Origin of the sequence: Methylobacterium sp. 1973, assembly GCF_040545035.1 — a bacterium.
GTDB lineage: Bacteria > Pseudomonadota > Alphaproteobacteria > Rhizobiales > Beijerinckiaceae > Methylobacterium > Methylobacterium fujisawaense.
The window spans coordinates 39,815-64,204 of sequence record NZ_JBEPLA010000012.1; the positions used below are offsets into that span (position 1 = coordinate 39,815).

Below are 24,390 nucleotides of genomic sequence, written 5' to 3' on the forward strand. Positions count from 1 at the left end.
TCTCCCCCCCCCTCTGCGGGGGAGAGGGGCAGCGCGACGCGGCAGGATCGCGCGTCGGTCGCGACACATCCGGATGCGGCGCTCCTCTCTCCCGACCCTCGCTGACGCGAGGGCCACCCCCCCCCCCCCCCCCCCGCAGAGGGGGGAGGGCTATGCGCGTTCGACTTAGTGGCTGATCATCCAGGGCCGCGCCTTCGGGAAGCTCTTGGCGGCGGCCGGGGCCGCGGTCGCCTTCTTGGGGGTGCAGCAGCCGCAGCCGGCCCCGTGGCTCCCCGAGCGACGGGGCGCGTGGCGGCTGCGCTCGTTGGTGGCGTGGGCGGCCCGCAGCCCCGCATCCATGCCGGCGATGCGCGGCGCGGTCAGGAAGGCGCGCTGGCTCGAGCTGCCGCAGTCCGGGCAGGCATGCGGATCGCGGAACTCGGCCATCGGCCGCATTACCGTGAAGGGCCCGCAGGCCTCGCAGGCGTAATCATAGACGGGCATGGCGACGCTTTCAGAAAGGCTGCCGGATCAGACCGCTGTCGGGCGAAACGCGGGTTCCCTCTCCCGTGCGGGAGAGGGACAGGGTGAGGGATGCGACCTCTCCGGAAAGACCGGGTCCCTCACCCCAACCCTCTCCCGCACGGGAGAGGGGGCAGGTCGCGTCCGATGAAAGCGGGCGCGACACGCAGCAGACGGCCTGATCACAGATCCGGCGAGAGCGGCATCTGGATCGAGCCGTCGAGGAACTGGGTCGGTCCGTCGGCGCCCGGGTTGATGTCGAACTCGAAGATCTTGGTCGGTATCCAGAGCGTCGCGCACGCGTTCGGGATGTCGACCACGCCCGAGATGTGCCCCTGGACCGGCGCCGTGCCGAGGATCGAGTAGGCCTGGGCGCCCGAATAGCCGAACTTCTTGAGGTACTCGATCGCGTTCAGGCAGGCCTGCCGGTAGGCGATGTGGACGTCGAGGTAATGCTGGCCGCCGCTCTCGTCGACCGAGATGCCCTCGAAGATCAGGTGATCGTCGTATTTCGGCGTGATCGGCGACGGCTTGAAGATCGGGTTCTTGATCCCGTACTTCGCCATGCCGTCCTTGATCAGCTCGACCTTGAGATGGACCCAGCCGGCCATCTCGATGGCGCCGCAGAAGGTGATCTCGCCGTCGCCCTGGCTGAAGTGCAGGTCGCCCATCGAGAGGCCGGCGCCGGGGACGTAGACCGGGAAGTAGATCTTCGAGCCGCGCGACAGGTCCTTGATGTCGCAATTGCCGCCGTGCTCGCGGGGCGGGACGGTGCGGGCGCCGGTGGCCGCCGCGGCGTCTTTCGCGTCGCCCTTCAGGCGGCCCATATGGGCCGTCGGCCCGAAGGGGAGGGTAGCCAGCGCCGGCACGCGCTCCGGATCGGTGTCGTAGAGCGCCTTCTCGCGGGTGTTCCAGGTCTCCAGCATCTTCGGATCGGGCAGGCAGCCGATCAGGCCGGGATGGATCAGGCCCGGGAAGCGCACGCCCGGCACGTGGCGGGACTTGGTGAACATGCCCTCGAAGTCCCAGATCGACTTCTGGGCCTGCGGGAAGTGCTCGGTGAGGAAGCCGCCACCGTTCTTCTTCGAGAAGAAGCCGTTGAAGCCCCACTGGCTCTCGGGCTTTGCGCCGATGTCGAGGAGATCGACCACCAGCAGGTCGCCGGGCTCGGCGCCCTCGACGCCGATCGGACCCGAGAGGAAGTGGACGATCGACAGGTCGATGTCGCGCACGTCGTCGGCGGAATCGTTGTTCTTGATGAAGCCGCCAGTCCAGTCGTAGGTCTCGACGATGAAGTCGGCGCCCGGCTTCACATAGGCGACCATCGGGATGTCCGGGTGCCAGCGGTTGTGCACCATGTCGTTGTCGTAGGCCGATTGCGTGAGATCGACCTTGATCAGCGTCTCGGGCATGTTCTGTCTCCAGCTCCCTAGAACCTTGGGGCGGACCCCATCCGCGCGCCGGTGCGCGAATCTCACCCGCTCGCGAGCAGCTCGTTCAGCGCGTCGTCGAGGACCTTGATGTCGTCCGGGCTGGTGCCGGGCCCGCCCGCGAAATGGCCCCACCACGTGTCGATCACGCGCAGCTCCGCGTTCGGCATGGCAGCCGCCTCGATGGCGTTGTCCTCGGGCGGGAAATACAGATCCGTGGAGGCGGGCATCAGGATCGCCTTGGCGCGAATGGCGCCGAGCGCGGCCTTGAAGTCGCCCTTGAAGGTGTCGTTGGCGCTGATGTCGCCGTGCTGCCACGTCCACAGCATGGCGAGCAGGTTGTTGGCGTCGCGTTCGTAGAACAGGCCTTCCCAGAACCCGATCAGGAAGTCCTCCAGCGAGGCGTAGCCCATGTGGGTGATGTCGGCCTCGAGCCGGTAGAAGGTCTGCGACAGGCCCCAGCCGGCATAGACCCGGCCGAAGGCGCGCAGCCCCCGCGTCGGCGGGATCGTGTACCAGCCCTCCGCCCAGGCGGCGTCGGCCTGGAGCGCCGCCTTGGCGCCCTCCAGGAAGACGTAGTTGTGCCGCGAGCACTTGGCCGAGCCCTGAAACGGCAGGATCTTCGGCACCATGTCGGGGTACATCGACGCCCAGTGGTAGGTCTGGAGCGCGCCCATCGACCAGCCGGTGACCAGAACCAACTTCTCGATGCCGAAATGCTCGGTGACGAGGCGGTGCTGGGCGCGGACGTTGTCGTAGGCGGTGACGTCGGGGAAGCGCGGCCCGTTCCAGGGCGCGGGCGTGTTGCTCGGCGAGGACGAGAGCCCGTTGCCGAACATGTTCGGGATGATGATGAAGTACTTGTCCGGGTCGAGCGCCTTGCCGGGGCCGATCAGCCATTCGTTCTCGGTGTGCTGGCCCGAGTACCAGGTCGGGTAGACGATGGCGTTGTCCTTGGCGGGGCTCAGGGTCCCGAAGGTCTTGTAGGCGAGCTTGGCCGCGCGCAGCGTCTTGCCGCACTGAAGGACGAAGTCGCCGAGTTCAAAGATCTCGTAATCGGCCATTCCGCGCTCCTCAGACCGACAGGAACCGGGCGACGGCGGCCTCGTCGATGCCGTCGCGCGGGGCCTCGTGGACGATGGCGCCGTTCTCCAGCACGATCACCCGGTCGGCCACGTCCAGGGCGAAGCTCAGGACCTGCTCGGACACGACGATGGACAGGCCGCGCGCGTCGCGGATCTTCTTCAGGGTCCGGCCCATCTCCCGGATGATCGAGGGCTGGATGCCCTCGGTGGGCTCGTCCAGAAGCAGGACCTTCGGGCGGCTCGCGAGCGCCCGGGCGATGGCGAGCTGCTGCTGCTGCCCGCCCGACAGGTTGCCGCCGCGCCTTCCCTTCATCTCCAGGAGCACCGGGAACATGTCGTAGAGGTCCTGCGGCACCTTGCGGGTGCCGGTGACCGTGAGCCCGGTCTCGATGTTCTCCTGGACCGTCATGGTCGAGAAGATCATCCGGCCCTGCGGCACGTAGGCGAGGCCCTTGGCGACCCGGGCATGGCTCTTGAGGGCACCGACATCCGCCCCCTCGACCCGGATCGACCCGGCCTTGACGGGAACGAGCCCCATCAGGGTCTTCATCAGGGTGGTCTTGCCCATGCCGTTGCGGCCCATCACGGCGACGATCTCGCCCGGCGCCACCGAGAAGGTGAGCCCGTGCAGGACCTCGCTCTGGCCGTAGGCGGCGTGCAGGTCCTCGACGGCGAGCGCCGGCGTGGCGGATGGGATCGTGGCGAGCGGGGGCGCCTGGACGGGGGCCGAGTGCGCGGTCTGGAGCGACGCCATCGTCAATGTCCCAAATACACTTCGATGACCTTCGGGTCGTTCTTGACCCGGTCCATCGACCCTTCGGAGAGCACCTTGCCCTGGTGCAAGACGGTCACCCGGTGGGCGATGTCCTCGACGAACTTCATGTCGTGCTCGATCACCAGCACCGAGCGGCCCTTGATGATCTGGTTGAGCAGCTCCGCGGTCTTGATCCGCTCGCCGACGCTCATCCCGGCCACCGGCTCATCGAGCATCAGCAGCTCCGGGTCCTGGATCAGCAGCATGCCGATCTCCAGCCACTGCTTCTGGCCGTGGCTCAGGAACTCGGCCCGCTCCTTGAGCTGGTCCTTCAGGAAGATCGTCTCGGCGATGGCGTGGATGCGGTCGCGGACCTCGGCGTCGCGCTTGAAGGTCAGGGCGCCGAACACCGAGCGGCCGCGGGGGAACGAGATCTCGAGGTTCTCGAACACCGTCAGGTCGTCGTAGATCGACGGCGTCTGGAACTTGCGGCCGACGCCGGCCTGCACGATGGCGCTCTCGGAGAGCTTGGTGAGTTCCTGGCCCTTGTACTTGATCGAGCCGGCGCTGGCCTTGGTGCGCCCGCAGATCAGGTCGAGCACCGTGGTCTTGCCGGCCCCGTTCGGGCCGATGATCACCCGGATCTCGTCGGGATCGACGTAGAACGACACGTCGTTCACCGCCTTGAACCCGTCGAACGAGACGGTGAGCGCCTCGACGGCGAGGAGGTAGTCGGGCGGGGCCGCCTCGGCGCCGACCACGGGGGAGGGGAGGATCGCGGCGTTCATGGCGTGCTCACTCGGCCGGGGCGCCGTGGGGCGGGACGATGGCGGGTTCGGGCGCCTGCAGGCTCTTGGCGCGGCGGGTCAGGCGCGGCTCGATATGCTCGCGCCAGATCCCCGCGAGGCCGTTCGGGAAGGCCAGCACCACCGCGATGAACAGGGCGCCGAGGCCGAACAGCCAGAGGTCCGGGAAGCTCTCGGAGAAGCTGGTCTTGGCCCAGTTGACCAGCAGCGTGCCCCAGACGGCGCCGAACAGGGACAGGCGCCCGCCGACCGCGGCGTAGATCACCATCTCGATGGAGGGGACGATGCCCACGAAGGAGGGCGACATGAACCCGACCTGCAGGGTGAACATCGCGCCGCCGATCGCCGCCAGCCCGGCGGCGAAGCAGAAGGCGAAGACCTTGAACCCCGCCACCGAGTAGCCGGAGAAGCGGACCCGGTCCTCCTTGTCGCGCATGGCGACGAGGATGCGGCCGAGCTTCGACTTCTTCACGTATTGCGCCGCCAGGATGCAGGCGATCAGCAGGCCGCCATTGACGAAGTACAGGATGAATTTCGCCGAGTCGGTGCGGATGTCCCAGCCGTGGAGGGTGCGCAGATCGGTGATGCCGTTGATGCCGCCGGTATAGCCCTGCTGGCCGACGATCAGGATCGTCAGGATCGCCGCGATGGCCTGGGTGATGATGGCGAAATAGGTGCCGCCGACCCGGCGCTTGAACATCGCGAAGGAGATCAGCATCGCGAACAGGACCGGCACGGCGACCGCCAGCACGATGGTGAGCGGCAGGCTCTTGAACGGCTGCCAGAACCAGGGGAGCGCCGTGATCTGGTTCCAGTCCATGAAGTCCGGAATGCCGGGCGTGGACTGGATCTTGGTGTTCTCGATGCTCGAAGCCTCCAGCTTCAAGTACATCGCCATGCCGTAGCCGCCGAGGCCGAAGAACACGCCCTGGCCGAGCGACAGGATCCCCGCATAGCCCCAGCAGATCACCAGCCCGAGGGCGACGAACGCGTAGGTGAGGTACTTGCCGACGAGGTTGAGGCGGAAGCCGTCGAGCATCAGCGGCAGGACGACCAGGATCACCCCGGCCAGGAGGAAGAGGCTCAGCCACTCCACCGGCTTCATGAACGGGTTGTCGTTGACGGTGACGGATTTGGTGAGGGTCTGGACCGGGTTCGTCATCGGGAAAACATCCTCAGCGCCGGACCTTGAGGGTGAAGAGGCCCTGGGGCCTCAGCATCAGGATGCCGACCACCGCGAGCAGGGTGATGACCTTGGCCATCGAGCCGGAGAGGAAGAACTCCAGGGTCGACTGCGTCTGGGAGATCGAGAAGGCCGACGCGATGGTGCCCAAGAGGCTCGCGGCGCCGCCGAACACGACGATCAGGAAGGTATCGACGATGTAGAGCTGGCCCGAGGTCGGCCCGGTGGAGCCGATCATCGTGAAGGCCGAGCCGGCGATCCCCGCGATGCCGCAGCCGAGGCCGAACGTGTAGCGGTCGACCTTCTCGGTATCGATGCCCACGGCGCCCGCCATGGCGCGGTTCGACATCACGGCGCGGACCTGCTGGCCGAAGCGCGAGCGGAAGATCAGCAGCGCGACGCAGACGGTGATCAGGATGGTCACGGCCATGACGAACAGGCCGTTGATCGGGATCTCGATCGTGTCGGTGACCTGCACCGAGCCGATCAGCCAGGACGGCAGCTCGACGCCGACCTCGCGGGCACCGAAGATCGACCGGTAGGCCTGCTGGAGGATCAGCGAGAGACCCCATGTGGCGAGGAGCGTGTCGAGCGGGCGCTTGTAGAGGAACCGGATCAGGCCCCATTCCACCAGCATGCCCAAAGCCCCGGAGGCGAGGAACGCCAGGCCCATGGCGATGAAGAAGTAGATCGGGAACAGCGCCGGCAGGTAGGTCTGGCAGAAGGTCGAACAGAGATAGGTAACGTAGGCGCCGAGGATCATGAACTCCCCGTGCGCCATGTTGATCACGCCCATCTGGCCGAAGATGATCGCGAGCCCCAGCGCCATCAGCAGGTAGACAGAGAACAGGATCAGGCCGGCGAAGCCCTGCATGGCGAAGATCGCGCCGAGGTCGCCGAGGGAATAGTCGCCGAGCATGTCTTGGTCTTCCGCTGCAGATCGGGGCGGAGGGCGAGCGTCCTCCGAGCGGATTGTTCGGTGCCGGTTCTGAAGTCCGCGACGGACTCCCTCTCCCGTTCGGGAGAGGGTTGGGGTGAGGGATGTGCCTTCTCCGGAAGGACCTCGTCCCTCACCCTGTCCCTCTCCCACACGGGAGAGGGGACCCGCGTTCCATCCGGTGAGCGGCGGCGCGGACTGTGTGCGGGCCTGGGGCTATTGGTAGCCCTTCGGGAACGGATCCGGCTTGATCAGCTCGGGGCTGGTGTAGACGATCTCGAACTGGCCATCGGTCTTGGCCTTGCCGACCCGCGTCTTCGACCAGAGGTGATGGTTCTCGTCGATCTTGACGTAGCCTTCCGGCGCGCCCTTGAACTCGATGCCCGGCGAGGCCGCCACCACCTTGTCGACGTCGAAGGAGCCGGCCTTCTCGCAGGCCATCTTCCACAGGAACGGGCCGAGATAGGCCGCCTGCGTCACGTCGCCGATGACGGTCTTCTCGCCCCACATCTTCTTGAAGGCGGCGACGAACGCCTTGTTGTTCTCGTTGTCGATCGACTGGAAGTACTTCATGCAGGCATAGGCCCCGGCGATGTTCTCGCCGCCGATGCCGTCGATCTCGTCCTCGGTGACCGAGATCGTCATCAGCACCTGCTTCGACAGGTCGATGCCCGCCGCCTTGAGCTGCTTGTAGAACGCCACGTTCGAGCCGCCGACCACGTCGGCGAAGATCACCTTCGGCTTGGTGAGCTTGATCTTGTTGATGACCGAATTGAACTGCGTGTGGCCGAGGGGGAAGTACTCCTCGCCGACGACCTTGCCCTTGAGCACGTTCTCGACGTGCTTGCGGGCGATCTTGTTCGACGTGCGCGGCCAGATGTAATCGGAGCCGATGAAGTAGAAGCTGTCGCCGCCCTTCTCCTTGTGCACCCAGTCGAGGCCGGCGAGGATTTGCTGCGTGGCCTCCTGGCCGGTGTAGAAGACGTTCTTCGACTGCTCCAGGCCCTCGTAGAAGGTCGGGTAGTAGAGAAGACCGTTATACTGCTCGAAGACCGGCAGCACCGCCTTGCGCGAGGCCGAGGTCCAGCAGCCCATCACGGCGGCGCAATGGTCGTTGACGAGGAGCTTCTTGGCCTTCTCGGCGAAGGTCGGCCAGTCGGAGGCGCCGTCCTCCTGGATGATCTTGATCTTGCGGCCGAGCACGCCGCCGGCATCGTTGATCTGCTGGATCGCGAGTTTTTCCGCTTCCTGGGCGCCGGTCTCGGAGATCGCCATCGTGCCGGTGATCGAGTGCAGGATGCCGACCGTCACCTCGGTGTCGGTCACCGCGAGGCCGGTGGTGTTCACCGCCGCGGTCGGCGGCGCCGCCCAGGCCTTCCGCGGCATCAGCGCCAGCGCCGGGGCGCCGGCCAGTCCCATGAGCAGCCTGCGCCGCAGCGGGGAGCGCAAGCCGTGATCGGCGCCGGTCTCGGTGTCGTCTGCCATGTGCCTGACCCTGTTCGCGTCCGGGGCCTTGAGAGGCGGCCGCGGATCGACGAGCGCAGGCTAGGTCCTGGGTTGCGGTGCGGCCTATACGCGATTTTGCGTATGGCCGTACTCTTGCATGCGGTGCACCATCGCCGCGGAATACTTTGAGGTTGGGGTGACGGGGAGCGCGAAGAGCGTGAGCACCGTTCGGGTGCTCGATGTTTCGCGCGCGCCCGCGCCCGTCGGCGCCGCATGCGCCGCGCCGGCCATGGGCGGCGGCCGGGTCGTCCGGTCTCCGGCGCCATGAGCGGGCCGCAGCGCATCATCCCGATCCGCCGGGACTACAACCGCTTCGTCGCCGACGAGACCCTGGAGGATTACGCCCTCCGCTTCACCGCCAAGAAGGCGCGGCGCTGGTCCAGTCTCGAAGTGGCGCAGACCGCGCTCGGGTCGATCTCGTTCCTGGCGCTCGAGGCGATCGGCGGGACGCTGGCGCTGACGGCCGGGCTCCCCAACACGGTGGCGGCCGTCCTGGTCGTCGGCCTGATCATCTTCGCCACGGCGGCACCGATCACGGTCTACGCCGCCCGTCACGGCGTCGACATGGATCTCCTCACCCGCGGCGCCGGGTTCGGCTATCTCGGCTCGACCGTCACGTCGCTGATCTACGCGAGCTTCACGTTCCTGTTCTTCGCCATCGAGGCGGCGATCATGGCGCTGGCGCTGCAGCTCTGCTTCGGGCTGCCGCTGGGCGTCGGCTACCTGCTCTGCGCCGGGGCGGTGATCCCGCTCGTCGTCTACGGGATCCGTCTGATCAGCCGGTTCCAGATCTGGACGCAGCCGATCTGGATCGGGCTGAGCCTGCTCCCGCTGATCTTCGTGGCGGCACAGGGCGCGGGGCCGCTGCGCGCGCTCACCGTCTTCCCGGGCCTCGACGGCGGCGGCGCCGGCTTCGATCTCGCCCGATTCGGGCTCGCCACGGGCGTCCTGCTGGCGCTGCTGGCGCAGGTCGGCGAGCAGGTCGACTTCCTCCGCTTCGTGCCGGAGCCGGCAGGTCCGCGCGACCGCCGCTGGTGGCTGGCGGTCCTAGCGGGCGGCGCGGGCTGGATCCTGCCCGGCATGCTGAAGATCCTGCTCGGCGCCGCCCTCGCGGTCCTGGCCCTGGGGCACGGCGTCCCGCCCGAGCACGCCGCCGAGCCGACCCGGATGTACGCGGTGGCCTTCGGCTACCTGACGGGGGAGGGCAGCCGGGCAGCGCTGCTGCTCACCGGGCTGTTCGTCATCGTTTCGCAGCTCAAGATCAACCTCACCAACGCCTATGCCGGCTCGATCGCGTGGTCGAACTTCTTCTCCCGGCTGACCCACAGCCATCCGGGACGGGTGGTCTGGCTCGTGTTCAACGTCGCCATCGCGGTGCTCCTGATGGAGCTCGGCATCGACAAGACCATCGAGAGCACGCTGCCGCTCTACGGAGCCGTGGTCTCGGCCTGGGTCGGGGCGCTCGCCGCGGACCTCGCGGTGAACAAGCCGCTGGGCCTCTCGCCTCCGGGGATCGAGTTCAAGCGCGCCCATCTCTACGCCGTGAACCCGGTGGGGACCGGCGCCATGGCGCTGGCGCTGACGGCCGGCGGCGCGGCCTATCTCGGCTGGCTCGGCTCGATCCTGCAGCCCTTCGCGCCGCTGCTCACCCTCGCCGTCGCCTTCGGCGCCGCGCCGGCGATCGCCTGGGCGACGGGGGGGCGCTGGTATCTCGCCCGGACGCCCAAGCAGGATTGGGGCACCGCCGAGGTCACCTGCCGGGTCTGCGAGTTGCCCTTCGAGGGCGAGGACATGGCCCATTGCCCGGCCTACGACGCGCCGATCTGCTCGCTCTGCTGCTCGCTCGACGCCCGCTGCGGCGACCTGTGCAAGCCGCACGGAAGGCTGGAGGTGCAGGCGCAAGCCGTAGCCGCCCAGATCCTGCCGGGCCGGACCGCAGCCTGGATCGGCGCGCCGCTCGGCCGCTACCTCGCGGTGATGCTGACGCTCTGCGCGGTGATCGGCCTGATCCTCGGCATCGTGCATGCGGGCGCGACGATTGCCCACCCGGAGAATCGCGAGTTCCTGCGCACGGCGCTGACCAGCGTGTTCTTCACCCTGGTGGTGATCCTCGGCGTGGTGGCGTGGCTGTTCGTGCTCGCCCAGGAGAGCCGGCGCGTCGCCCAGGCCGAGACGATGCGCCAGACCGCGCTCTACCAGGCGGAGATCGCCGCCCATAAGATCACCGACGCCAAGCTGCAGGAGGCCAAGGAGCGGGCCGAGGCCGCCAACCAGGCCAAGAGCCGCTACGTGGTGGGGATCAGCCACGAGCTGCGCACGCCGCTCTCCACGGTGCTCGGCTACGCGCAGCTCCTGGAATCGGATCCGGCGATCCCGGCGCACCGCCTCAACGGTCTCCGGGTGATCCGCCGCAGCGCCCAGCACCTGTCCGGGCTGATCGACGGCCTCCTCGATATCTCGCGCATGGAGGCCGGACGCCTTCAGATTCACCGCGACGAGGTGCGCCTCGCCGATTTTCTCGACCAGCTGGTCGACATGGTCCGGCTCCAGGCGCGCGAGGCGGGGCTGGAGTTCCGCTTTTCGCGGCCGGAGATCCTGCCGGCCGTGGTCGCCACCGACGAGAAGCGGCTGCGCCAAGTGCTGCTCAACCTTTTGTCGAACGCCATCAAGTTCACGGAAACCGGCACCGTCTCACTGGACCTGAGCTACCGGAGCCAGATCGCGATCTTCACGATCCGCGACACCGGTCCCGGCATCCCGGAGGCGGATCTCGCGCGGATCTTCGAGCCGTTCGAGCGCGGCTCGACGCCGGCCGCCCGCAGCACGCCGGGGACCGGGCTCGGGCTCACCATCGCCAACCTGCTGGCCCAATTGCTGGGCGGCGAGATTACCGTGACGGCGGCGCCGGGCGGCGGCACGCAGGCGCGTCTGCGGCTGATGCTGGCCTCCGTGGCCCAGCCGGCACCGATTGTCCCGCCCGCGCCGGCGGCGGCCCCGGAGCGGGTCTATGCGGGCGCGCGACGCACCGTCCTGGTCGCCGACGACGACAGCGCCCACCGCGCGCTGATGCGGGCGATCCTGGAGCCGCAGGGCATCTCCGTCCTGGAGGCCGGCTCGGGGCCGGAGTGCCTGGCCATCGTCGCACGGGGCGGGGTCGACCTGATCCTGCTCGACATCGCGATGCCCGGGATGACCGGCTGGGCGGCGGCCGCGGCCCTGCGACAGGCCGGACATACCGGCCCCATCGCCATGATGTCCGCCAATGTCCACGAGATCAGCCCGGTTCGCGGCGACGACGCGCCCCACGACGCCATCTTCGCCAAGCCCTTCGACCTGCGCGACGTGATGGAGCGGATCGGCAAGCTCCTGCACCTCGAATGGACCGAGAGCCCCGCGCCGACGCAGCCCGAGCCTGTTCCGGCCTTCGCGGACGGGCCGGGGCCCGGGCCCGAGCATATCGGCGAGCTCCTGCGCCTCGGCCGGATCGGGCATATCCGGGCCATCGAGGCCAAGCTGATCCAGATGGAGGAGGACGCGACCGTGCCGCCCGCTTTCGTCGCCCGGATGCGCGGGCTGGTCGAAGGGTACGACCTGCGCCGCTATCTCTCGGTCCTGCAGGAGCTCGCCCGTCATGGCTGAGGCGCCGAAGCTCCAGCCGAACCGGGACATCGTCCTGGTGATCGATGATTCGCCCGACACCTTGAGCTTCCTCACCGAGGCGATCGAGCGCTCCGGGGCCACCGTGCTGGTCGCGGTCGGCGGCGACCTCGCCCTGGCCCTCGTGGATGAGATCACGCCCGACGTGATCCTGCTCGACGCGGTGATGCCGGGGCTCGACGGCTTCGAGACCTGCCGGCGGCTCAAGGCCAAGCCGCATCTCGCCGGCGTGCCGGTGATCTTCATGACCGGCTTGAGCGAGACCGAGCACATCGTGAAGGGCCTCTCCGCCGGCGGCATCGACTACGTCACGAAGCCCATCGCGCCGGACGAGATCCTGGCCCGGATCCGCGTGCACCTCGCCAGCGCCCGCGCCGCGCAGAGCGCCCGGGCTGCCCTCGACACGGCCGGGCGGACCCTGTTCGCCGTCTCGGAGGACGGGCATGTGCTGTGGTCGACGCCTCAGGCCGGCCGGCTGCTGGCCGGGCTCGGCGCCGATCGCTCCGGCGCCGTCGAACTGCCCGCCAAGGCGCGCGACTGGCTGCGCGGATGCCTCGCCGGCGCCGCGCAGCCCCTGACGCTGACCGATCGCGACGGCCTCGCCTACGCCCTGAGCTTCATCGGCCGCACGCCGGACGAGATCCTGCTCCGCCTGTCGCGGGACGCGCTCTCGGCGGGGGTCGAGCGGCTCCGGGCGCGCCTCCCGGTCACCGGCCGCGAGGCGGAGGTTCTGCTCTGGCTGTCCCGTGGCAAGTCGAGCCGCGACATCGGCGAGATCCTCGGGCTCAGCCACCGGACCGTGACCAAGCACCTCGAGGGCATCTACGCCAAGCTCGGCGTGGAGAACCGCACGGCGGCCTCGATCATCGCCGCACGCCATCTGGAGGGGTGAGCCGAAGGGCGCATCCCGCTCTTGTCCACAGGCTGCGCGGCCCGGCGAAACGCCTTGGTAAGCCCCGTTCCCTCACGGTCCCGGCTCAGCCTGACAAGCCGAGTCCGGATGCGATGATGACCAGCCAGCAGCTCGCCGACGAACTGAAGCGGATCGCCACCACGCAGGTCAGCGACATCACCCGCGCGGTGAAGGAAGGCCAGAAGTCGATCGCGCTCAACGAGGTGCGGGACATGGCGCGGCGCCTCGTCCTGCTCGCGGACGCCTTCGATCCGAAATCCGCGGCTGAGAAGTCCGAACCCGTCGCCGAACCCGTCGCCGAAGCCGTCGACGACGCCCAGGCCGCCTGACACCCGTTGCCGGCGGTGTCCCCGCCGGTCCCCTCCCAGGAGCGCTTCATGGTCCGCGCCCACTTCACCATCCGCCTCGGCAACGCTTCGCTCCCGGCCTCGGCGGCCCAGTGGGTCGAGGATGTCGAGGCCGCCCGGTCCACCGCGCGCACGATCGTGCAGGGGCTGATGCGCCAGCACGGCGGCGACCCGCGGCTGATGGAGGCGGCGATGGTGATCACCGACGACGACGGCGCCACGCTCCTGGAGATGTCCTTCTTCGACGCGCTGTACCTGCCGGTCGAGCCGGTCGCGGATGCCGACCGTCGCCGGCCGCGTGCGCCGCGCAAGGCCGCGCCGCTGGGTCTGACGGCCGCCCTCGGCCCCGTCCGGCGTCTCGCGGGCGCGCTGGGCATGCGCGCGCCTTCCCTGTCGGGCCGCTGAGACCGGCTCAGCCGAAGAGGTCGCTGACCACGAAGCCGCGCGGTGCGAGGCGCTCGGCCAGCACGCGCCGATGGCAGCCGGCCGGATCGCGCTCGAAGCACAGCAGGCAGATCGGGGCCCCCTCGGCCAGCGCGGCGAGCTCGTCGAGGGCCGCGAGGCCTGCGGCCGTGTCCAGCACCTCCTCGCAGTAGATCCGGCGCATCAGCGCCGCGTCCCCGGCCCGGGCCGCCTGTCGGCCGGATTTCGGTGTCCCGAGGCTGCGCAGATGCGCGTAGCCCAGGCCCGCCTCGCGCAGGGATGTGCCCAGCGCACCCTTCGAGAAGCCGCGCTTGCGTGAGTTCGCCACCGCCCGGACATCCGCCAGCGTTGCGACCCCCGCCGAGCGCAGGACCCCGACGAGGCGCTCCGAATCGAGGCCTTCGTAGCCTATGGTAAAGAGTTGCTTACTCACGGCGCCGTGTCCGGACTCGCGTTGCGGGACCGCGACTTAGCCGGATCTCGCCCTGTGAACCAACCGGGGATGGGCGCCGTATGTCGCGGGCAGGCAACGCGTCCCGGAATTCCGCCGCAATGATCGCAAAGCTCCGTTAACCGCGCCGGGGCCATCGAATACGCCTGACTGTGGCGCTTCTTCGGTGGCGGGCTAAACACTGATGTCGCGGATTTCAAAACTTTCGCGGTCGCCGTTCGGGGAAGTCGCTCGGAGTCTGACCGACCGTCTGAAGCCGGCCCGGCGCCTCGCCGGGCGCTTCGCCGCCGCCGCCATCCTGGCCGGCCTCGCGGCCTGTGCCTCCAACAACGACTTCTATCCGACGAAGGGTGACGCCAAGCCCCATCCGGGCGTGGCCAAGGCCAAGCTCCACCCGATCCAGGGCATCGACATCTCGAAGTGGCAGGGCAACGTCGACTGGGCCTCGGTCCGGGCCGCCGGAACGCAGTTCGCCTTCATCAAGGCCACCGAGGGCGGCGACCACGTCGACGAGCGCTTCCGGACCAACTGGGACGGCGCGGCGCGGGCCGGCGTGCCGCGGGGCGCGTACCACTTCGTGTTCTGGTGCCGCTCCGCCAGGGAGCAGATGGACTGGTTCAAGCGGAACGTTCCGAACGACCCCACCGCTCTGCCGCCGGTCCTCGACGTCGAGTGGAACGGCCACTCGCAGACCTGCCCGAAGAAATTGCCCAAGGCCCAGGCCCTGGCGATGGTCACCGAGATGCTGGAGGAGATGGAGCGCTACACCGGCAAGCGCCCGATCATCTACACCGACATCACCTTCCACAAGGACGTGCTGGAGGGCGAACTCCCGGACTATCCGCACTGGCTGCGCTCCACCGCGGCCGAGCCGGAGCAGCGGTTCGTCAACCGTAAGTGGATGCTGTGGCAGTTCACCTCCACGGGTCGGGTCCCGGGCGTGCGGGGTGACGTCGACCGCAACGCCTTCTACGGGACCCCGTCCGACTGGGCCTCGTTCCTGGCCACCGACTGCGACCCGCGCGAGCACAGGAGACTCTCGGAGCAGGGTCTATGCACGGACAAGTAGATGAACGGGTGCAACGAAACCTAAGTTAGTTCGAGGGCGCAGCCTGCGGGCTATGGCTGGCGAGTCCGCACGCTGACGGGCGCATATCCGTGAGGGTCCTGACGGGACCCTCTCTGCCGCATCTCGCCGCCCCATGCCGATCGAACCTGCCGCCTCCACCGGCAACCTGCTCCTCGACGCGCTTTCGGGTTCGGACCGCGCGCTGATCGAACGCGATCTGGAACCGGTGACCGTCGCCAGGGGGGACACGATCCTCACGGCTGAATCCGGCGCGAGCCCTGTGATCTTCCCCTGTGACCAGGCCGTTGTCGCTCTGGTCGTCGCCACCCACGACGGCCGGATGGCGGAGACCGCGAGCGTGGGTCACGACGGGGCGGTCGGCGGGATCATCGGCCAGGGCCGGCTGCCGAACGCCGTCAGCGGGCTGGTGCAGGTGGGCGGGCGGGTGCTGCGCCTCGACGCGGACCGGCTGCGGGAGGCCGAGCGCCGCTCCGCGACGTTCCGCGATCTGTTCGCCCGCTATGCCGATTGTTTCCTGGCTCAGCTGCTCCTGATCGGAGCCTGCAACACCGTGCACCCGATCGAGCAGCGCTGCCTCCGCTGGCTGCTGACGTTGCAGGACCGGACCGGCGGCGACACCCTTCCGGTCACCCACGAACTGATGGCCGCGATGCTCGGCGTCCAGCGGACCTACCTCACCCGGATCCTGCGGATGCTGCAGGAGCAGGGACTCCTCCGGGCGGAGCGCGGGCGCATCACGATCGTCGATCGCCGGCTGGTCTCGGCCGCCGCCTGCGCCTGCCACGCCCGCGTCCGGCTCCATTGCGAGGCGGTGCTCGGCGCGGTGTACGGGCCCGATGGTCCGCGCCGGGCCGCACCGGACGCGGATGCCGGGCCGGTGTCGCGAACGGCCTGAGGGGCCGGAGCGCGGTCAGTCGACGACGGGCACGCAGACCGGCGCTGCGAGGCCCGGGACCGGCGCCACCACCACGTCGATCCCGTAGATCAGACGCAGGAGCGCCGGGGTGACCGTGGCGGCGGACGGCCCGTCGGCGACGAGGCGGCCCCCGTGCAGGGCGACGAGGCGGTCGGCGCAGAGCAGGGCGTGACCGGGATCGTGCGTCGAGAACAGCACGGCGATGCCGGCCTGGGCGAGGCGGCGGATCTGCCCGAGGACGCGGGCCTGATTGCCGAAATCGAGGCTCGCGGTCGGCTCGTCCATGATCAGCAGCCGCGGCTCCCCGCTCAGCGCCCGGGCGATCAGGGCGAGCTGCCGCTCGCCGCCGCTGATCTCGGTGTAGACCGTGTCGGCCAAGTGCCCGATCCCCAGGGCGTCGAGGGCCTTTTCGGCCGCCGCCGCGTCGGACGGGCCGGGCGCGGCGAACGGGCCGATCCGGCTCGCCCGGCCCATCACGACGACCTCCCGGACGGTGAACGGGAAGAAGGCCGCATGCGCCTGGGGGACGGCGGCGACCATGCGGGCGATGGCGCTGCGCGACAGCCGGGACAGGTCGGTGCCGCCGAGGACGACGCGACCGCCCCGGGCGGGCAGCAGCCCGAGCAGCGTCTTGAACAGGGTGGTCTTGCCGCCGCCGTTCGGCCCGATGAGACACAGCACCTCGCCCGCGGCGAGGTCGAACGACACGCCGCTTCCGACGCTGCGGCCGCCGTAGCCGAAGGCGAGGTCCCGCACGTGGAGCAGCATCACGCGAAGCCCCGGCGCCCGGACGCCAGCAGCCAGAGGAAGAACGGGGCCCCGACCAGGGCCGTCAGGATGCCCAGCGGCACCTCGACGGTTCCCATATTCCGCGCGATCAGGTCGACCAGCACGAGGTAGCCCGCTCCGAGCGCCAGCGAGGCCGGCAGCAGCCGGCGGTAATCCGGCCCGACCAGCAGCCGGGCGATGTGCGGCACGATCAGCCCGATCCAGCCGATGACCCCGGTCATCGCGACGGCCGCCGCCGTGATCAGGGTCGCGCCGGCGATCAGGACCGGGCGCAGCACCCGCGTCTCCACGCCGAGGGTCCGCGCCTCCGCGTCGCCGAGGCTCATCAGGTTCATGCGCCAGCGCAGCAGGACGAGGGGCACGAGGCCGATCAGCATCATCGGCAGGGTGGCGGCGACGTCGCCCAGGGTGACCGAGGACAGGCTCCCCAGCAGCCAGAAGGTGATCGCCGGCAGCTGGTTGTAGGGGTCGGCCAGCACCTTCAGGAGCGAGATGCCCGCCCCGAGCACCGCGCCCACCGCCACCCCCGCCAGGACCAGGGTCAGGACCGGATCGTGCCGCCGCACGGCGAGGCCGACGCCGTAGACCGCGGCGACGGCGCCGAGCCCGCCCAGGAAGGCCAGGAGCTGGATTGGCGCCACGGGCAGGCCGAGATAGATCCCGAGCACGGCGCCGAGCCCTGCGCCGGCCGACACGCCGAGGATGTCGGGCGAGACCAGCGGGTTGCGGAACAGGCCCTGGTAGGTCGCCCCGGCCGCCGACAATGCTGCGCCGACCACCAGAGCGGCGATCACCCGGGGCAGCCGCACCTGCATCACCACGGTCTCCGCCGCCGCCGGCGCGCGCGAGGGCAGGCCGAGCAGATGGTGCCCGAGGATTGCGGCAAGGTCCGCGGGCGCGACCGGATATTGGCCGACCGCCAAGGCGAGCACGGCCAGCGCCAGCAGAGCCAATCCGGAGAAAAGCGCCGCGGAAATCCGCAGGCGTCTGCGGGTGCGAAGCCCGATCGCCTCGGCCACAGCCGGGATGTCGCTCATTTCGGCGCGTCCGGTTCCGCGCCCGGGGGCCTCGGTCCGAGGAGGGCGGCGACCTGATCGCCGTCGAGATCGACGTGGTAGAAATCCCGGTAGAAGGCGCGCACCACGTCGGGCATCGGTTCCGGGAACAGGTCCGGGTGGAGCCGGGCCGCCAGCCAGCGCAGGCCGATCAGGCGGTTGACCCCCGGAGGCGCGTCGAACCACGGGAACGGCTGAAGCGGCGCCACGTAGATCCGCCCCGTCTGGACAGCCCGGATGGTCCGCCACAGCGGGTCGGTGCGCAGCCCGGCCGCGAAGGCCGGGTCGAGGGTGACGATCACGTCCGGGTTCCAGGCGAGGACCTGCTCGGGCGAGACGTTGCCGAGGCGACCGCCGCCGTCCTGCGCGACGTTGCGGCCGCCCGCGGCCTCCACCAGCTCGGTGTTGATCGATCCGGCGAAGCCCGTCTCCAGGCCACGCGGGCCGCGCGCGTAATAGACCCGGGGCCGCCGGTCCTCGGGGAGCGTCGCCACGGCGCGGTCCACCCTGTCGGCGAGAGCCTTGGCCTCGGCCGCCAGGGCATCCGCCGCGGATTGCCGGCCCAGCGCGGCGCCGAGCTGCCGGTAGGCTTCCGGACTCTTCGCGAAGCTGCCGTCGAGCAGGATGTAGGGAATCCCGGTCTGCGCCTGGATCCGGTCGGCGAGGGACGCGTAGGTCGGCCCGAGGCTCCCCGAATCGACGATCAGGTCGGGCTTGGCGGCCAGGACCGCCTCGACATTGGCCGTGCCGCCCCGACCGGTCAGGCGGCCATAGGCGGGCAGCGTTCGGGTCCGGGGCTCGAGGAAGGGCAGCGCCTCGGGATGCGGTGCGGTCACCCAGCCGGCCATCAGGTCCGGCGCCAGGGTGTAGAGCAGCACGACGGCCGGCGGCCCCGCGGCGAGCACCCGCCCGATCCTTTCGGGAAGTTCGACCGTGCGGCCGGCCGCATCCGTGAACGGACGCGCCGCGGCCGCCCCGGATGCCACCAGCAGCAGGATCAGCGCCGCGGCCAGGGATGCCCGGCGACCGGGGCTCGATGGCATCAGACGGATGTCCGCTCGAGGATCTCGATCAGCGCGCCGTCCGGTCCCTCCACGAAGGCGATCCGCAGGCCGGGCCCGCGCTCGGTGATGCCGGTCCGCACCGTCACGCCCCGGGCGGTGAGATCGGCCATCGCCGCCTCGATGTCGGCGACGCGCAATCCGACATGCTCGATCCCGAGGCAGGGCGTGGTCGCCGCGGGCGCGATCTCGGCCGGGGCCTGCTCGATGAAGACGGCGAGGCCGCCGAGGTCGAGCACGACACGCTGCACCGGATCCGTGCCGACGCGCTTGACCTCGCGGGCTCCGAACGTCGCGATGTAGAAGGATGCGGCCGCGACGGCGTCGCGGCTGCGCAGGTGGAGGTGGTCGCAGGCGTAGTGCATCGGCTCTCCGGCCTCGGGTGATTCCGGCGCGATTGGCCTCCGGCCCGATCCCGCCGGAGGCGCCGGTCGGCGCTGCCTTCGACGATAGGGCCGGCCCGCAGCCGCGGCGAGATCGGCCGCTTGACGTTCGGCACGAACCCGCAGACTTTCGCCGACAGGACCGTTGCAGGGATGCAACATCCATCCCACATCCGGCTGGCGAAGCGATATCGCACAGCCAACCGCACAGCCAAGAGATCCATGCGCAATCCCTACGACGTGCTGGGCGTGGCCAAGGGGGCGAGCGAGGCCGAGATCAAGAAGGCCTATCGCAAGCTCGCCAAGGACTTCCACCCCGACCGCAACAAGAACGACGTAAAGGCCAAGGACCGTTTCGCCGAGGCGAACTCGGCCTACGAGATCCTGGGCGACGCCGAGAAGCGCAAGCAGTTCGACCGCGGCGAGATCGATGCCGAGGGCAAGCCGCGCGCGACCGGCTTCGAGGGGTTCGGCGGCTTCGGCGGCGGCCGCGGGGGCAATTTCGACTTCGAGCACATGGCCCGCGCCCAGCGCGGCGGCGGCATGGGCGGCGGCGGGATGGGCGAGGACATCTTCTCGCACATCTTCGGCGAGGCCTTCCGCGCCGGCGGGGCCGGACCGGGCGGTCAGCGCCAGCCCGCCAAGGGCGAAGACGTCGCCGCAGAGCTGTCGGTGACCCTGGAGCAGGTCGCCAGCGAGGAGAAGCTGCGCCTCGCCTTGCCCACCGGCCGGGAGGTCGACGTGATGATCCCCCGTGGCGTGATCGACGGCCAGACCATCCGGCTGCGCGGTCTCGGCCAGAGCGGCGGCCTCCGGGGTGAGCCGGGCGACGCCCTGCTGACGATCCGGATCCGCCCGCATCCGCGCTTCACCGTCGAGGGGGCCGACCTGCGCACCACCGTCGACGTTCCCCTGGAGGATGCCGTGCTCGGCGGCACGATCCGCGTGCCGACGCTCACCGGCGTCGTCGAGATGAAGATCCCGGCGATGACGAGTTCCGGCCGCACCTTCCGCCTGCGCGGCAAGGGCCTGCCGAAGAAGGACGGCACCCCTGGGGACCTGTTCGCCACCACGGCGATCGTCCTGCCGGAGGGCGAGGATGCGGCCCTGGCGGACTTCGCCCGCAGCCGGCGCGCCGCCAAGGCGGCCTGACGGCCTCGCGAACCGGACACCGAGGCCGGCTTGACGGCGCTCGGTGTCGCCCCGGACTTCCGTCGCCGGGCCGCCTCCGCTAAGGAGGCCCCCCGGCCCCGAAAGGGGTCGCGCGGCTTCGGGATCGATCATGGCGGAACACGGGCAGGGCCTTCTGGCGGGCAAGCGGGGCATCGTCCTCGGGGTCGCCAACAACCGCTCGATCGCCTGGGGCATCGCCCGCAGCGCCCGCGCCCACGGCGCCGAACTCGCCTTCACCTATCAGGGCGATGCCCTGCGCAAGCGGGTCGAGCCCCTCGCCAAGGAGCTCGACGCCCACGTCATCGGGCATTGCGACGTCACCGAGGCGGCCACGATCGACGCGGTCTTCGCGGAAGCCGCGAAGGTCTTCCGCGACGGCATCGATTTCGTCGTCCACTGCGTCGCTTTCTCCGACAAGGACGAGCTGACCGGCCGCTATATCGAGACCTCCGAGGACAACTTCACCAAGTCGCTCCTGGTCTCGTGCTACTCGTTCACCGCCGTGGCCCAGCGTGCCGAGAAGATCATGCGCCCGGGCGGCTCCCTCGTGACGCTGACCTATTACGGCGCCGAGAAGTGGATGCCGCATTACAACGTGATGGGCGTGGCCAAGGCGGCCCTGGAGGCGTCGGTGCGCTACCTCGCGGCCGATCTCGGCCCGAAGAACATCCGGGTCAACGCGATCTCGGCGGGCCCAATCAAGACCCTCGCCGCCTCCGGGATCGGCGATTTCCGCTACATCCTGAAGTGGAACGAGTACAACGCGCCCCTGCGCCGGACCGTGACGATCGGGGAGGTCGGCGAGACCGCGTCCTACCTCGTCTCCGACATGGCGGCGGGCATGACCGGCGAGATCCTCCACGTGGATGCCGGCTACCACGTCGTCGGCATGAAGAATCCCGAGGCCCCGGACCTCACCCTCGACAAGGATTGAGGCGCGCTCCGTCACCGCACGCGCCGCGCGCGGCCAGACGGCTCTTCGCACGATCCGATCGGATCGGGGTCAATCCTCGTCCGCGTCGGCGAAGTCCCCCGAGAGCTTGAGCCCGTCGATCCAGGTCTCGCCGTCGCGCTTGATGACGGTGCGCGGCCGGACGCGCCCGTGCTCCGCGATCCCCGCCGCCAGCCGCTCCGAATGGGTCACGAGCCAGACCTGGGTGCGTTCTGCGGCCCGCGCGATCAGCCGCGCCAGCGGATCCATGAGATCGGGATGCAGGCTGGTCTCGGGCTCGTTCAGGGCGATGAACGGCGGCAAGCGGTATCCGAGCAGGGCGCCCGCGAGGGCGAGGTAGCGCAGGGTGCCGTCCGACAGTTCCGGCGGATCGAAGATCCGGACGGGGAAGTCGGGAAAGCGCAGGCCGAAGCTGGCGTGACGGCCCGGCTCGGGGATGACGAGCCCCGCACCCGGGAAGGCGGCGTCGACGGCCTCGTCGATCTCGGCGGTGTCCTGCCGGATATGCGCCAGGGTGGCGAAGACGGCGGCGAGGTCCGAGCCGTCCGAGGCCAGCGTCGGCGTCGTCACCGCGAGGCAGGGCCGGCGTAGGGGCGAATCGGCATCCGTCCGGAAATCGTGGTGGAAGCGCCATCCCGCCAAGGCGAGGCGGACCAGGGCGATCTCGGGAAGCCCTGTGGCGTCGAGGAGGCTGCCCAGCGCGGTCTCGGTCGCCAGCAGATCCCCGCCGAGGGAGCGTTTGGCGCCCGCCTCGTCGCGGACGAAGCCGCTGCGCCCGTCGCGATCGAGGAGTACGGCCGTGCGGCCGCGGGTGCGGACCGTCAGGCGCTCGGCCTTCACCTGCGGCTCCTTCCGAAAGGCCGCGCCGAAAATCGAGTCGCCGGCCTGCTGCACCAGCCCGACCTCCACGGCGTAGTGGAAGTCCTGGCCGGTGCCGTCGTGGCGCAGTGTGGCCGACAGGCAGATCCGCGCGGCCTCGCCCTGCCGACGGCGACCCGCCCACAGGGCCGAGTCCATCCCGCCCTCCGCGGCGAGATCGCGGGTGAGCGTACCCCGGGCCGCCGCCTGCAGGAGCTCGAGCGAGCGGTACAGGTTGGTCTTGCCCGTGCCGTTGCCCCCGACGAAGACCGACAGCCGATCGACCGGGAAGCTGATCCGCCGCAGCGAGCGGTAGCCCGAGACCGCGATTTCCCGAACCACCAGCATCTCGGGCCTCCCCCCGTCAGTCGGGCACCGTGAGATCCGCGATGCCCTTCGAGGCTTCCGGGAATCGCGGATCCATGGCCTCCAGCGTATCGGCCACGGTCCGGGCAATCACGTAGTTGCGGAACCACTTGTGGTTGGCCGGCACCACCAGCCAGGGCGCATGGGGCGTCGAGCAGCGGCCGAGGGCGTCCGCGAAGGCCTGCTGGTAGGCGTCCCAGGACTTCCGCTCGACCAGATCGGCGGGATCGAATTTCCAGCGCTTCTCCGGATCGGCGATCCGGGCCTCGAGGCGCTTCTTCTGCTCGGCCCGGGAGATGTGCAGGAAGAACTTGATCACGGTTGTGCCGGACTCGGTGAGCAGGCGCTCGAAGTCGTTGATGCGGCCGTAGCGGCTCTGCCAGACCGCATCCGGCACGAGGCCCTTCACCCGCACCACCAGCACGTCCTCGTAGTGGCTGCGGTTGAACACACCGATCATGCCGCGTCCCGGCACGCGGGCGTGGTAGCGCCACAAGAAGTCGTGATCGAGTTCCTCGCTCGAGGGCACCTTGAACGACGCCACGGTGCAGCCCTGCGGGTTCACGCCCTGCAGGACCGAGCGGATCGTCCCGTCCTTGCCGCCGGTATCGATCGCCTGGAACACCAGCAGCAGGCTGCGGGCGCGTTCGGCATAGAGGCGCTCCTGGAGGGCGACAATGCGCGCCCGCTCCCCGGCCAGGGCCTCCTTCGCCCAGGCCTTATCCAGGCCGCCATCGGCATCGGCCTCCACCGCGGAGAGGTCGAAGGCCGCGCCCGGCTCCACCGTGACGATGCCCGGGGCGGCGAGGATGGGGATCTGGCGGTGGCCGTCCAGGGCGGCCGGGACGGTCCCGGCGATCGTGTCCGCGGAACCCGCCCAGCGGGCCGTCGACGGGCGAGGCGGCCGGGGCGATCCATGCAAGTCTGCTTCACCTGTCATGTCATCGGGACGTTTGTGGCCGCGATGATGCTTGCCGTGCTTCTTGGACATGGGGCAGGACCTGTATCCGGATATTGCCGACCGACGGCGAGAACGGCCGGCGATCCAGGCCGTTCCGGATTCCTGCGCAGGACGGGGTTGAGACGGTTGGGTACGATCTACTTCATCCGGCACGGCCAGACCGCCTGGAACGCCGAGGGACGCCTCCAGGGCGGGCGCGACACGGACCTCAACGCCCAGGGCGAGGCGCAGGCGGCGGCCGTCGCGGAACGCCTCGCCGCGGTGGCGGGGGCGACGCTGGCGGAGGCCGATTTCGTCGCGAGCCCGCTCAAGCGCACCCGGCGCACCATGGAGATCCTCCGGACGGCCCTCGGCCTGCCGCCGGCGGCGTACCGCACCGATCCGCGCCTGCGCGAGATCGGTTTCGGCAGCTGGGAGGGCTCCACCTGGGCGGAGATCCGCCGCCGCGACCCGGCGGGGGCGGCCGGCCGCGACCGGGACCGCTGGCATTACCGTCCGCCCGGCCTCGGCGCCGAGAGCTACGCCGCCCTGGTCGAGCGCGTCGGCCCGATGATCGCGGCCCTGGAGCGGGATACGGTGGTCGTCGCCCATGGCGGCGTCGCTCGGGCGGCCCTCGTCGCCCTCGGTCATCTCGACATCTACGCCGCGCCCCGCCTCGGAATCCGGCAGGGCGAGGTCCTGATCCTCGAGCCCGGTGGCTGGCGCTGGGCTTGATCCCGTGCGCCTGCGCAGTGCAAGGCCGCCTCGATAACGGCATGATCGGCAGGCTATAGGGCGGCGGCCAGGACAGGCG

At 69.9% G+C, this 24,390-nt stretch carries 24 protein-coding genes; 9 read left to right on the plus strand and 15 right to left on the minus strand.

Going from position 1 to position 24,390, the window contains the following annotated elements:
• Positions 1–165: 165 nt before the first annotated feature.
• The 8 genes from ABIC70_RS21145 to urtA all read right to left on the minus strand — a co-directional run bounded on the left by ABIC70_RS21145 (position 166) and on the right by urtA (position 8,181).
• Positions 166–483: an FmdB family zinc ribbon protein gene (locus tag ABIC70_RS21145; RefSeq protein ID WP_043353431.1), complete on the minus strand. Its 318-nt coding sequence runs from the start codon at positions 481–483 to the stop codon at positions 166–168.
• Between the two features lie 200 nt (positions 484–683).
• The gene (fmdA, locus tag ABIC70_RS21150) at positions 684–1,913 is read right to left on the minus strand and encodes a formamidase (protein ID WP_043760420.1); all 1,230 of its coding nucleotides are present in this window, start codon (positions 1,911–1,913) and stop codon (positions 684–686) included.
• A gap of 62 nt (positions 1,914–1,975) precedes the next feature.
• Complete coding sequence (locus ABIC70_RS21155) at positions 1,976–2,995, minus strand: alpha/beta fold hydrolase (protein WP_053608846.1); 1,020 nt, start codon at positions 2,993–2,995, stop codon at positions 1,976–1,978.
• Positions 2,996–3,005: 10 nt separating this feature from the next.
• Entirely contained in the window at positions 3,006–3,770 is a 765-nt protein-coding gene (gene urtE, locus ABIC70_RS21160) for an urea ABC transporter ATP-binding subunit UrtE (protein ID WP_043381786.1), read from the minus strand.
• Positions 3,771–3,772: 2 nt separating this feature from the next.
• A complete protein-coding gene (gene urtD, locus ABIC70_RS21165) occupies positions 3,773–4,558 on the minus strand; it encodes an urea ABC transporter ATP-binding protein UrtD (protein WP_043353438.1) in 786 nt (261 codons plus the stop codon).
• A 7-nt stretch (positions 4,559–4,565) separates the two neighbouring features.
• On the minus strand, positions 4,566–5,738 hold the full coding sequence (urtC, locus tag ABIC70_RS21170) for an urea ABC transporter permease subunit UrtC (protein ID WP_043353440.1): 1,173 nt from the start codon (positions 5,736–5,738) through the stop codon (positions 4,566–4,568).
• Positions 5,739–5,751: 13 nt separating this feature from the next.
• The gene (gene urtB, locus ABIC70_RS21175; protein ID WP_043353442.1) at positions 5,752–6,678 is read right to left on the minus strand and encodes an urea ABC transporter permease subunit UrtB; all 927 of its coding nucleotides are present in this window, start codon (positions 6,676–6,678) and stop codon (positions 5,752–5,754) included.
• Between the two features lie 234 nt (positions 6,679–6,912).
• Entirely contained in the window at positions 6,913–8,181 is a 1,269-nt protein-coding gene (urtA, locus tag ABIC70_RS21180) for an urea ABC transporter substrate-binding protein (protein WP_043760424.1), read from the minus strand.
• Between the two features lie 285 nt (positions 8,182–8,466).
• Here urtA and ABIC70_RS21185 point away from each other — a divergent pair, with 285 nt between their 5' ends.
• The 4 genes from ABIC70_RS21185 (at position 8,467) to ABIC70_RS21200 (ending at position 13,524) form a co-directional block, all read left to right on the plus strand.
• Positions 8,467–11,841 (plus strand): hybrid sensor histidine kinase/response regulator, encoded by a 3,375-nt coding sequence (locus ABIC70_RS21185; RefSeq protein WP_354440997.1) that lies wholly within the window; start codon positions 8,467–8,469, stop codon positions 11,839–11,841.
• Positions 11,834–12,751: a response regulator transcription factor gene (locus ABIC70_RS21190; RefSeq protein WP_043381778.1), complete on the plus strand. Its 918-nt coding sequence runs from the start codon at positions 11,834–11,836 to the stop codon at positions 12,749–12,751. The genes ABIC70_RS21185 and ABIC70_RS21190 overlap by 8 nt, the downstream gene beginning before the upstream one ends.
• A 113-nt stretch (positions 12,752–12,864) precedes the next feature.
• Positions 12,865–13,101, plus strand: a complete 237-nt coding sequence (locus ABIC70_RS21195) for a hypothetical protein (protein ID WP_354440999.1) — start codon at positions 12,865–12,867, stop codon at positions 13,099–13,101.
• 48 nt (positions 13,102–13,149) lie between these two features.
• The gene (locus tag ABIC70_RS21200) at positions 13,150–13,524 is read left to right on the plus strand and encodes a DUF6894 family protein (protein ID WP_043381776.1); all 375 of its coding nucleotides are present in this window, start codon (positions 13,150–13,152) and stop codon (positions 13,522–13,524) included.
• 7 nt (positions 13,525–13,531) lie between these two features.
• Here ABIC70_RS21200 and ABIC70_RS21205 read toward each other — a convergent pair whose 3' ends face one another.
• The gene (locus ABIC70_RS21205; protein ID WP_043354156.1) at positions 13,532–13,975 is read right to left on the minus strand and encodes a DUF488 domain-containing protein; all 444 of its coding nucleotides are present in this window, start codon (positions 13,973–13,975) and stop codon (positions 13,532–13,534) included.
• A gap of 202 nt (positions 13,976–14,177) precedes the next feature.
• On the opposite strand from ABIC70_RS21205, the gene ABIC70_RS21210 reads away from it, so the two are divergent.
• Together ABIC70_RS21210 and ABIC70_RS21215 are read left to right on the plus strand one after the other, a co-directional pair.
• Positions 14,178–15,062, plus strand: a complete 885-nt coding sequence (locus ABIC70_RS21210) for a glycoside hydrolase family 25 protein (protein ID WP_051044925.1) — start codon at positions 14,178–14,180, stop codon at positions 15,060–15,062.
• A 133-nt stretch (positions 15,063–15,195) separates the two neighbouring features.
• Positions 15,196–15,978 (plus strand): Crp/Fnr family transcriptional regulator, encoded by a 783-nt coding sequence (locus ABIC70_RS21215; RefSeq protein ID WP_354441002.1) that lies wholly within the window; start codon positions 15,196–15,198, stop codon positions 15,976–15,978.
• Between the two features lie 15 nt (positions 15,979–15,993).
• Here the strand turns inward: ABIC70_RS21215 and ABIC70_RS21220 are convergent, their stop codons facing one another.
• Genes ABIC70_RS21220 through ABIC70_RS21235 form a run of 4 tightly spaced genes read right to left on the minus strand, consistent with a single transcriptional unit; the run spans position 15,994 to position 19,269 of the window.
• Positions 15,994–16,767, minus strand: coding sequence for an ABC transporter ATP-binding protein (locus tag ABIC70_RS21220; RefSeq protein ID WP_043354159.1), 774 nt, complete (start codon positions 16,765–16,767; stop codon positions 15,994–15,996).
• On the minus strand, positions 16,767–17,825 hold the full coding sequence (locus tag ABIC70_RS21225; protein WP_210274661.1) for a FecCD family ABC transporter permease: 1,059 nt from the start codon (positions 17,823–17,825) through the stop codon (positions 16,767–16,769). Before ABIC70_RS21225 ends, ABIC70_RS21220 begins: the two co-directional genes overlap by 1 nt.
• Positions 17,822–18,886, minus strand: a complete 1,065-nt coding sequence (locus ABIC70_RS21230) for an iron ABC transporter substrate-binding protein (RefSeq protein WP_053608849.1) — start codon at positions 18,884–18,886, stop codon at positions 17,822–17,824. The genes ABIC70_RS21225 and ABIC70_RS21230 overlap by 4 nt, the downstream gene beginning before the upstream one ends.
• Entirely contained in the window at positions 18,886–19,269 is a 384-nt protein-coding gene (locus ABIC70_RS21235; protein ID WP_043354164.1) for a VOC family protein, read from the minus strand. Before ABIC70_RS21235 ends, ABIC70_RS21230 begins: the two co-directional genes overlap by 1 nt.
• 240 nt (positions 19,270–19,509) lie before the next feature.
• On the opposite strand from ABIC70_RS21235, the gene ABIC70_RS21240 reads away from it, so the two are divergent.
• Both ABIC70_RS21240 and fabI read left to right on the plus strand, forming a co-directional pair.
• Positions 19,510–20,439: a DnaJ C-terminal domain-containing protein gene (locus ABIC70_RS21240; RefSeq protein ID WP_043381768.1), complete on the plus strand. Its 930-nt coding sequence runs from the start codon at positions 19,510–19,512 to the stop codon at positions 20,437–20,439.
• A 130-nt stretch (positions 20,440–20,569) separates the two neighbouring features.
• A complete protein-coding gene (gene fabI / locus ABIC70_RS21245; RefSeq protein WP_354441005.1) occupies positions 20,570–21,394 on the plus strand; it encodes an enoyl-ACP reductase FabI in 825 nt (274 codons plus the stop codon).
• A gap of 69 nt (positions 21,395–21,463) precedes the next feature.
• On the opposite strand, the gene ABIC70_RS21250 is transcribed toward fabI, so the two are convergent.
• Entirely contained in the window at positions 21,464–22,618 is a 1,155-nt protein-coding gene (locus tag ABIC70_RS21250) for an AAA family ATPase (RefSeq protein WP_354441007.1), read from the minus strand.
• 16 nt (positions 22,619–22,634) lie between these two features.
• Positions 22,635–23,627 (minus strand): polyphosphate kinase 2 family protein, encoded by a 993-nt coding sequence (locus tag ABIC70_RS21255; protein WP_075381404.1) that lies wholly within the window; start codon positions 23,625–23,627, stop codon positions 22,635–22,637.
• 96 nt (positions 23,628–23,723) lie between these two features.
• On the opposite strand from ABIC70_RS21255, the gene ABIC70_RS21260 reads away from it, so the two are divergent.
• Complete coding sequence (locus ABIC70_RS21260) at positions 23,724–24,311, plus strand: histidine phosphatase family protein (RefSeq protein ID WP_274926200.1); 588 nt, start codon at positions 23,724–23,726, stop codon at positions 24,309–24,311.
• The last annotated feature ends 79 nt before the right edge of the window (positions 24,312–24,390 follow it).

What these genes read in the sequence shown, in the direction of transcription:
- ABIC70_RS21145 (WP_043353431.1), bottom strand. Translation starts at nt 483, where the DNA reads ATGCCCGTCTATGATTACGCCTGCGAGGCCTGCGGGCCCTTCACGGTA.
- fmdA (WP_043760420.1), bottom strand. Translation starts at nt 1,913, where the DNA reads ATGCCCGAGACGCTGATCAAGGTCGATCTCACGCAATCGGCCTACGAC.
- ABIC70_RS21155 (WP_053608846.1), bottom strand. Translation starts at nt 2,995, where the DNA reads ATGGCCGATTACGAGATCTTTGAACTCGGCGACTTCGTCCTTCAGTGC.
- urtE (WP_043381786.1), bottom strand. Translation starts at nt 3,770, where the DNA reads ATGGCGTCGCTCCAGACCGCGCACTCGGCCCCCGTCCAGGCGCCCCCG.
- urtD (WP_043353438.1), bottom strand. Translation starts at nt 4,558, where the DNA reads ATGAACGCCGCGATCCTCCCCTCCCCCGTGGTCGGCGCCGAGGCGGCC.
- urtC (WP_043353440.1), bottom strand. Translation starts at nt 5,738, where the DNA reads ATGACGAACCCGGTCCAGACCCTCACCAAATCCGTCACCGTCAACGAC.
- urtB (WP_043353442.1), bottom strand. Translation starts at nt 6,678, where the DNA reads ATGCTCGGCGACTATTCCCTCGGCGACCTCGGCGCGATCTTCGCCATG.
- urtA (WP_043760424.1), bottom strand. Translation starts at nt 8,181, where the DNA reads ATGGCAGACGACACCGAGACCGGCGCCGATCACGGCTTGCGCTCCCCG.
- ABIC70_RS21185 (WP_354440997.1), top strand. Translation starts at nt 8,467, where the DNA reads ATGAGCGGGCCGCAGCGCATCATCCCGATCCGCCGGGACTACAACCGC.
- ABIC70_RS21190 (WP_043381778.1), top strand. Translation starts at nt 11,834, where the DNA reads ATGGCTGAGGCGCCGAAGCTCCAGCCGAACCGGGACATCGTCCTGGTG.
- ABIC70_RS21195 (WP_354440999.1), top strand. Translation starts at nt 12,865, where the DNA reads ATGATGACCAGCCAGCAGCTCGCCGACGAACTGAAGCGGATCGCCACC.
- ABIC70_RS21200 (WP_043381776.1), top strand. Translation starts at nt 13,150, where the DNA reads ATGGTCCGCGCCCACTTCACCATCCGCCTCGGCAACGCTTCGCTCCCG.
- ABIC70_RS21210 (WP_051044925.1), top strand. Translation starts at nt 14,178, where the DNA reads ATGTCGCGGATTTCAAAACTTTCGCGGTCGCCGTTCGGGGAAGTCGCT.
- ABIC70_RS21215 (WP_354441002.1), top strand. Translation starts at nt 15,196, where the DNA reads ATGCCGATCGAACCTGCCGCCTCCACCGGCAACCTGCTCCTCGACGCG.
- ABIC70_RS21220 (WP_043354159.1), bottom strand. Translation starts at nt 16,767, where the DNA reads ATGCTGCTCCACGTGCGGGACCTCGCCTTCGGCTACGGCGGCCGCAGC.
- ABIC70_RS21225 (WP_210274661.1), bottom strand. Translation starts at nt 17,825, where the DNA reads ATGAGCGACATCCCGGCTGTGGCCGAGGCGATCGGGCTTCGCACCCGC.
- ABIC70_RS21230 (WP_053608849.1), bottom strand. Translation starts at nt 18,886, where the DNA reads ATGCCATCGAGCCCCGGTCGCCGGGCATCCCTGGCCGCGGCGCTGATC.
- ABIC70_RS21235 (WP_043354164.1), bottom strand. Translation starts at nt 19,269, where the DNA reads ATGCACTACGCCTGCGACCACCTCCACCTGCGCAGCCGCGACGCCGTC.
- ABIC70_RS21240 (WP_043381768.1), top strand. Translation starts at nt 19,510, where the DNA reads ATGCGCAATCCCTACGACGTGCTGGGCGTGGCCAAGGGGGCGAGCGAG.
- fabI (WP_354441005.1), top strand. Translation starts at nt 20,570, where the DNA reads ATGGCGGAACACGGGCAGGGCCTTCTGGCGGGCAAGCGGGGCATCGTC.
- ABIC70_RS21250 (WP_354441007.1), bottom strand. Translation starts at nt 22,618, where the DNA reads ATGCTGGTGGTTCGGGAAATCGCGGTCTCGGGCTACCGCTCGCTGCGG.
- ABIC70_RS21255 (WP_075381404.1), bottom strand. Translation starts at nt 23,627, where the DNA reads ATGTCCAAGAAGCACGGCAAGCATCATCGCGGCCACAAACGTCCCGAT.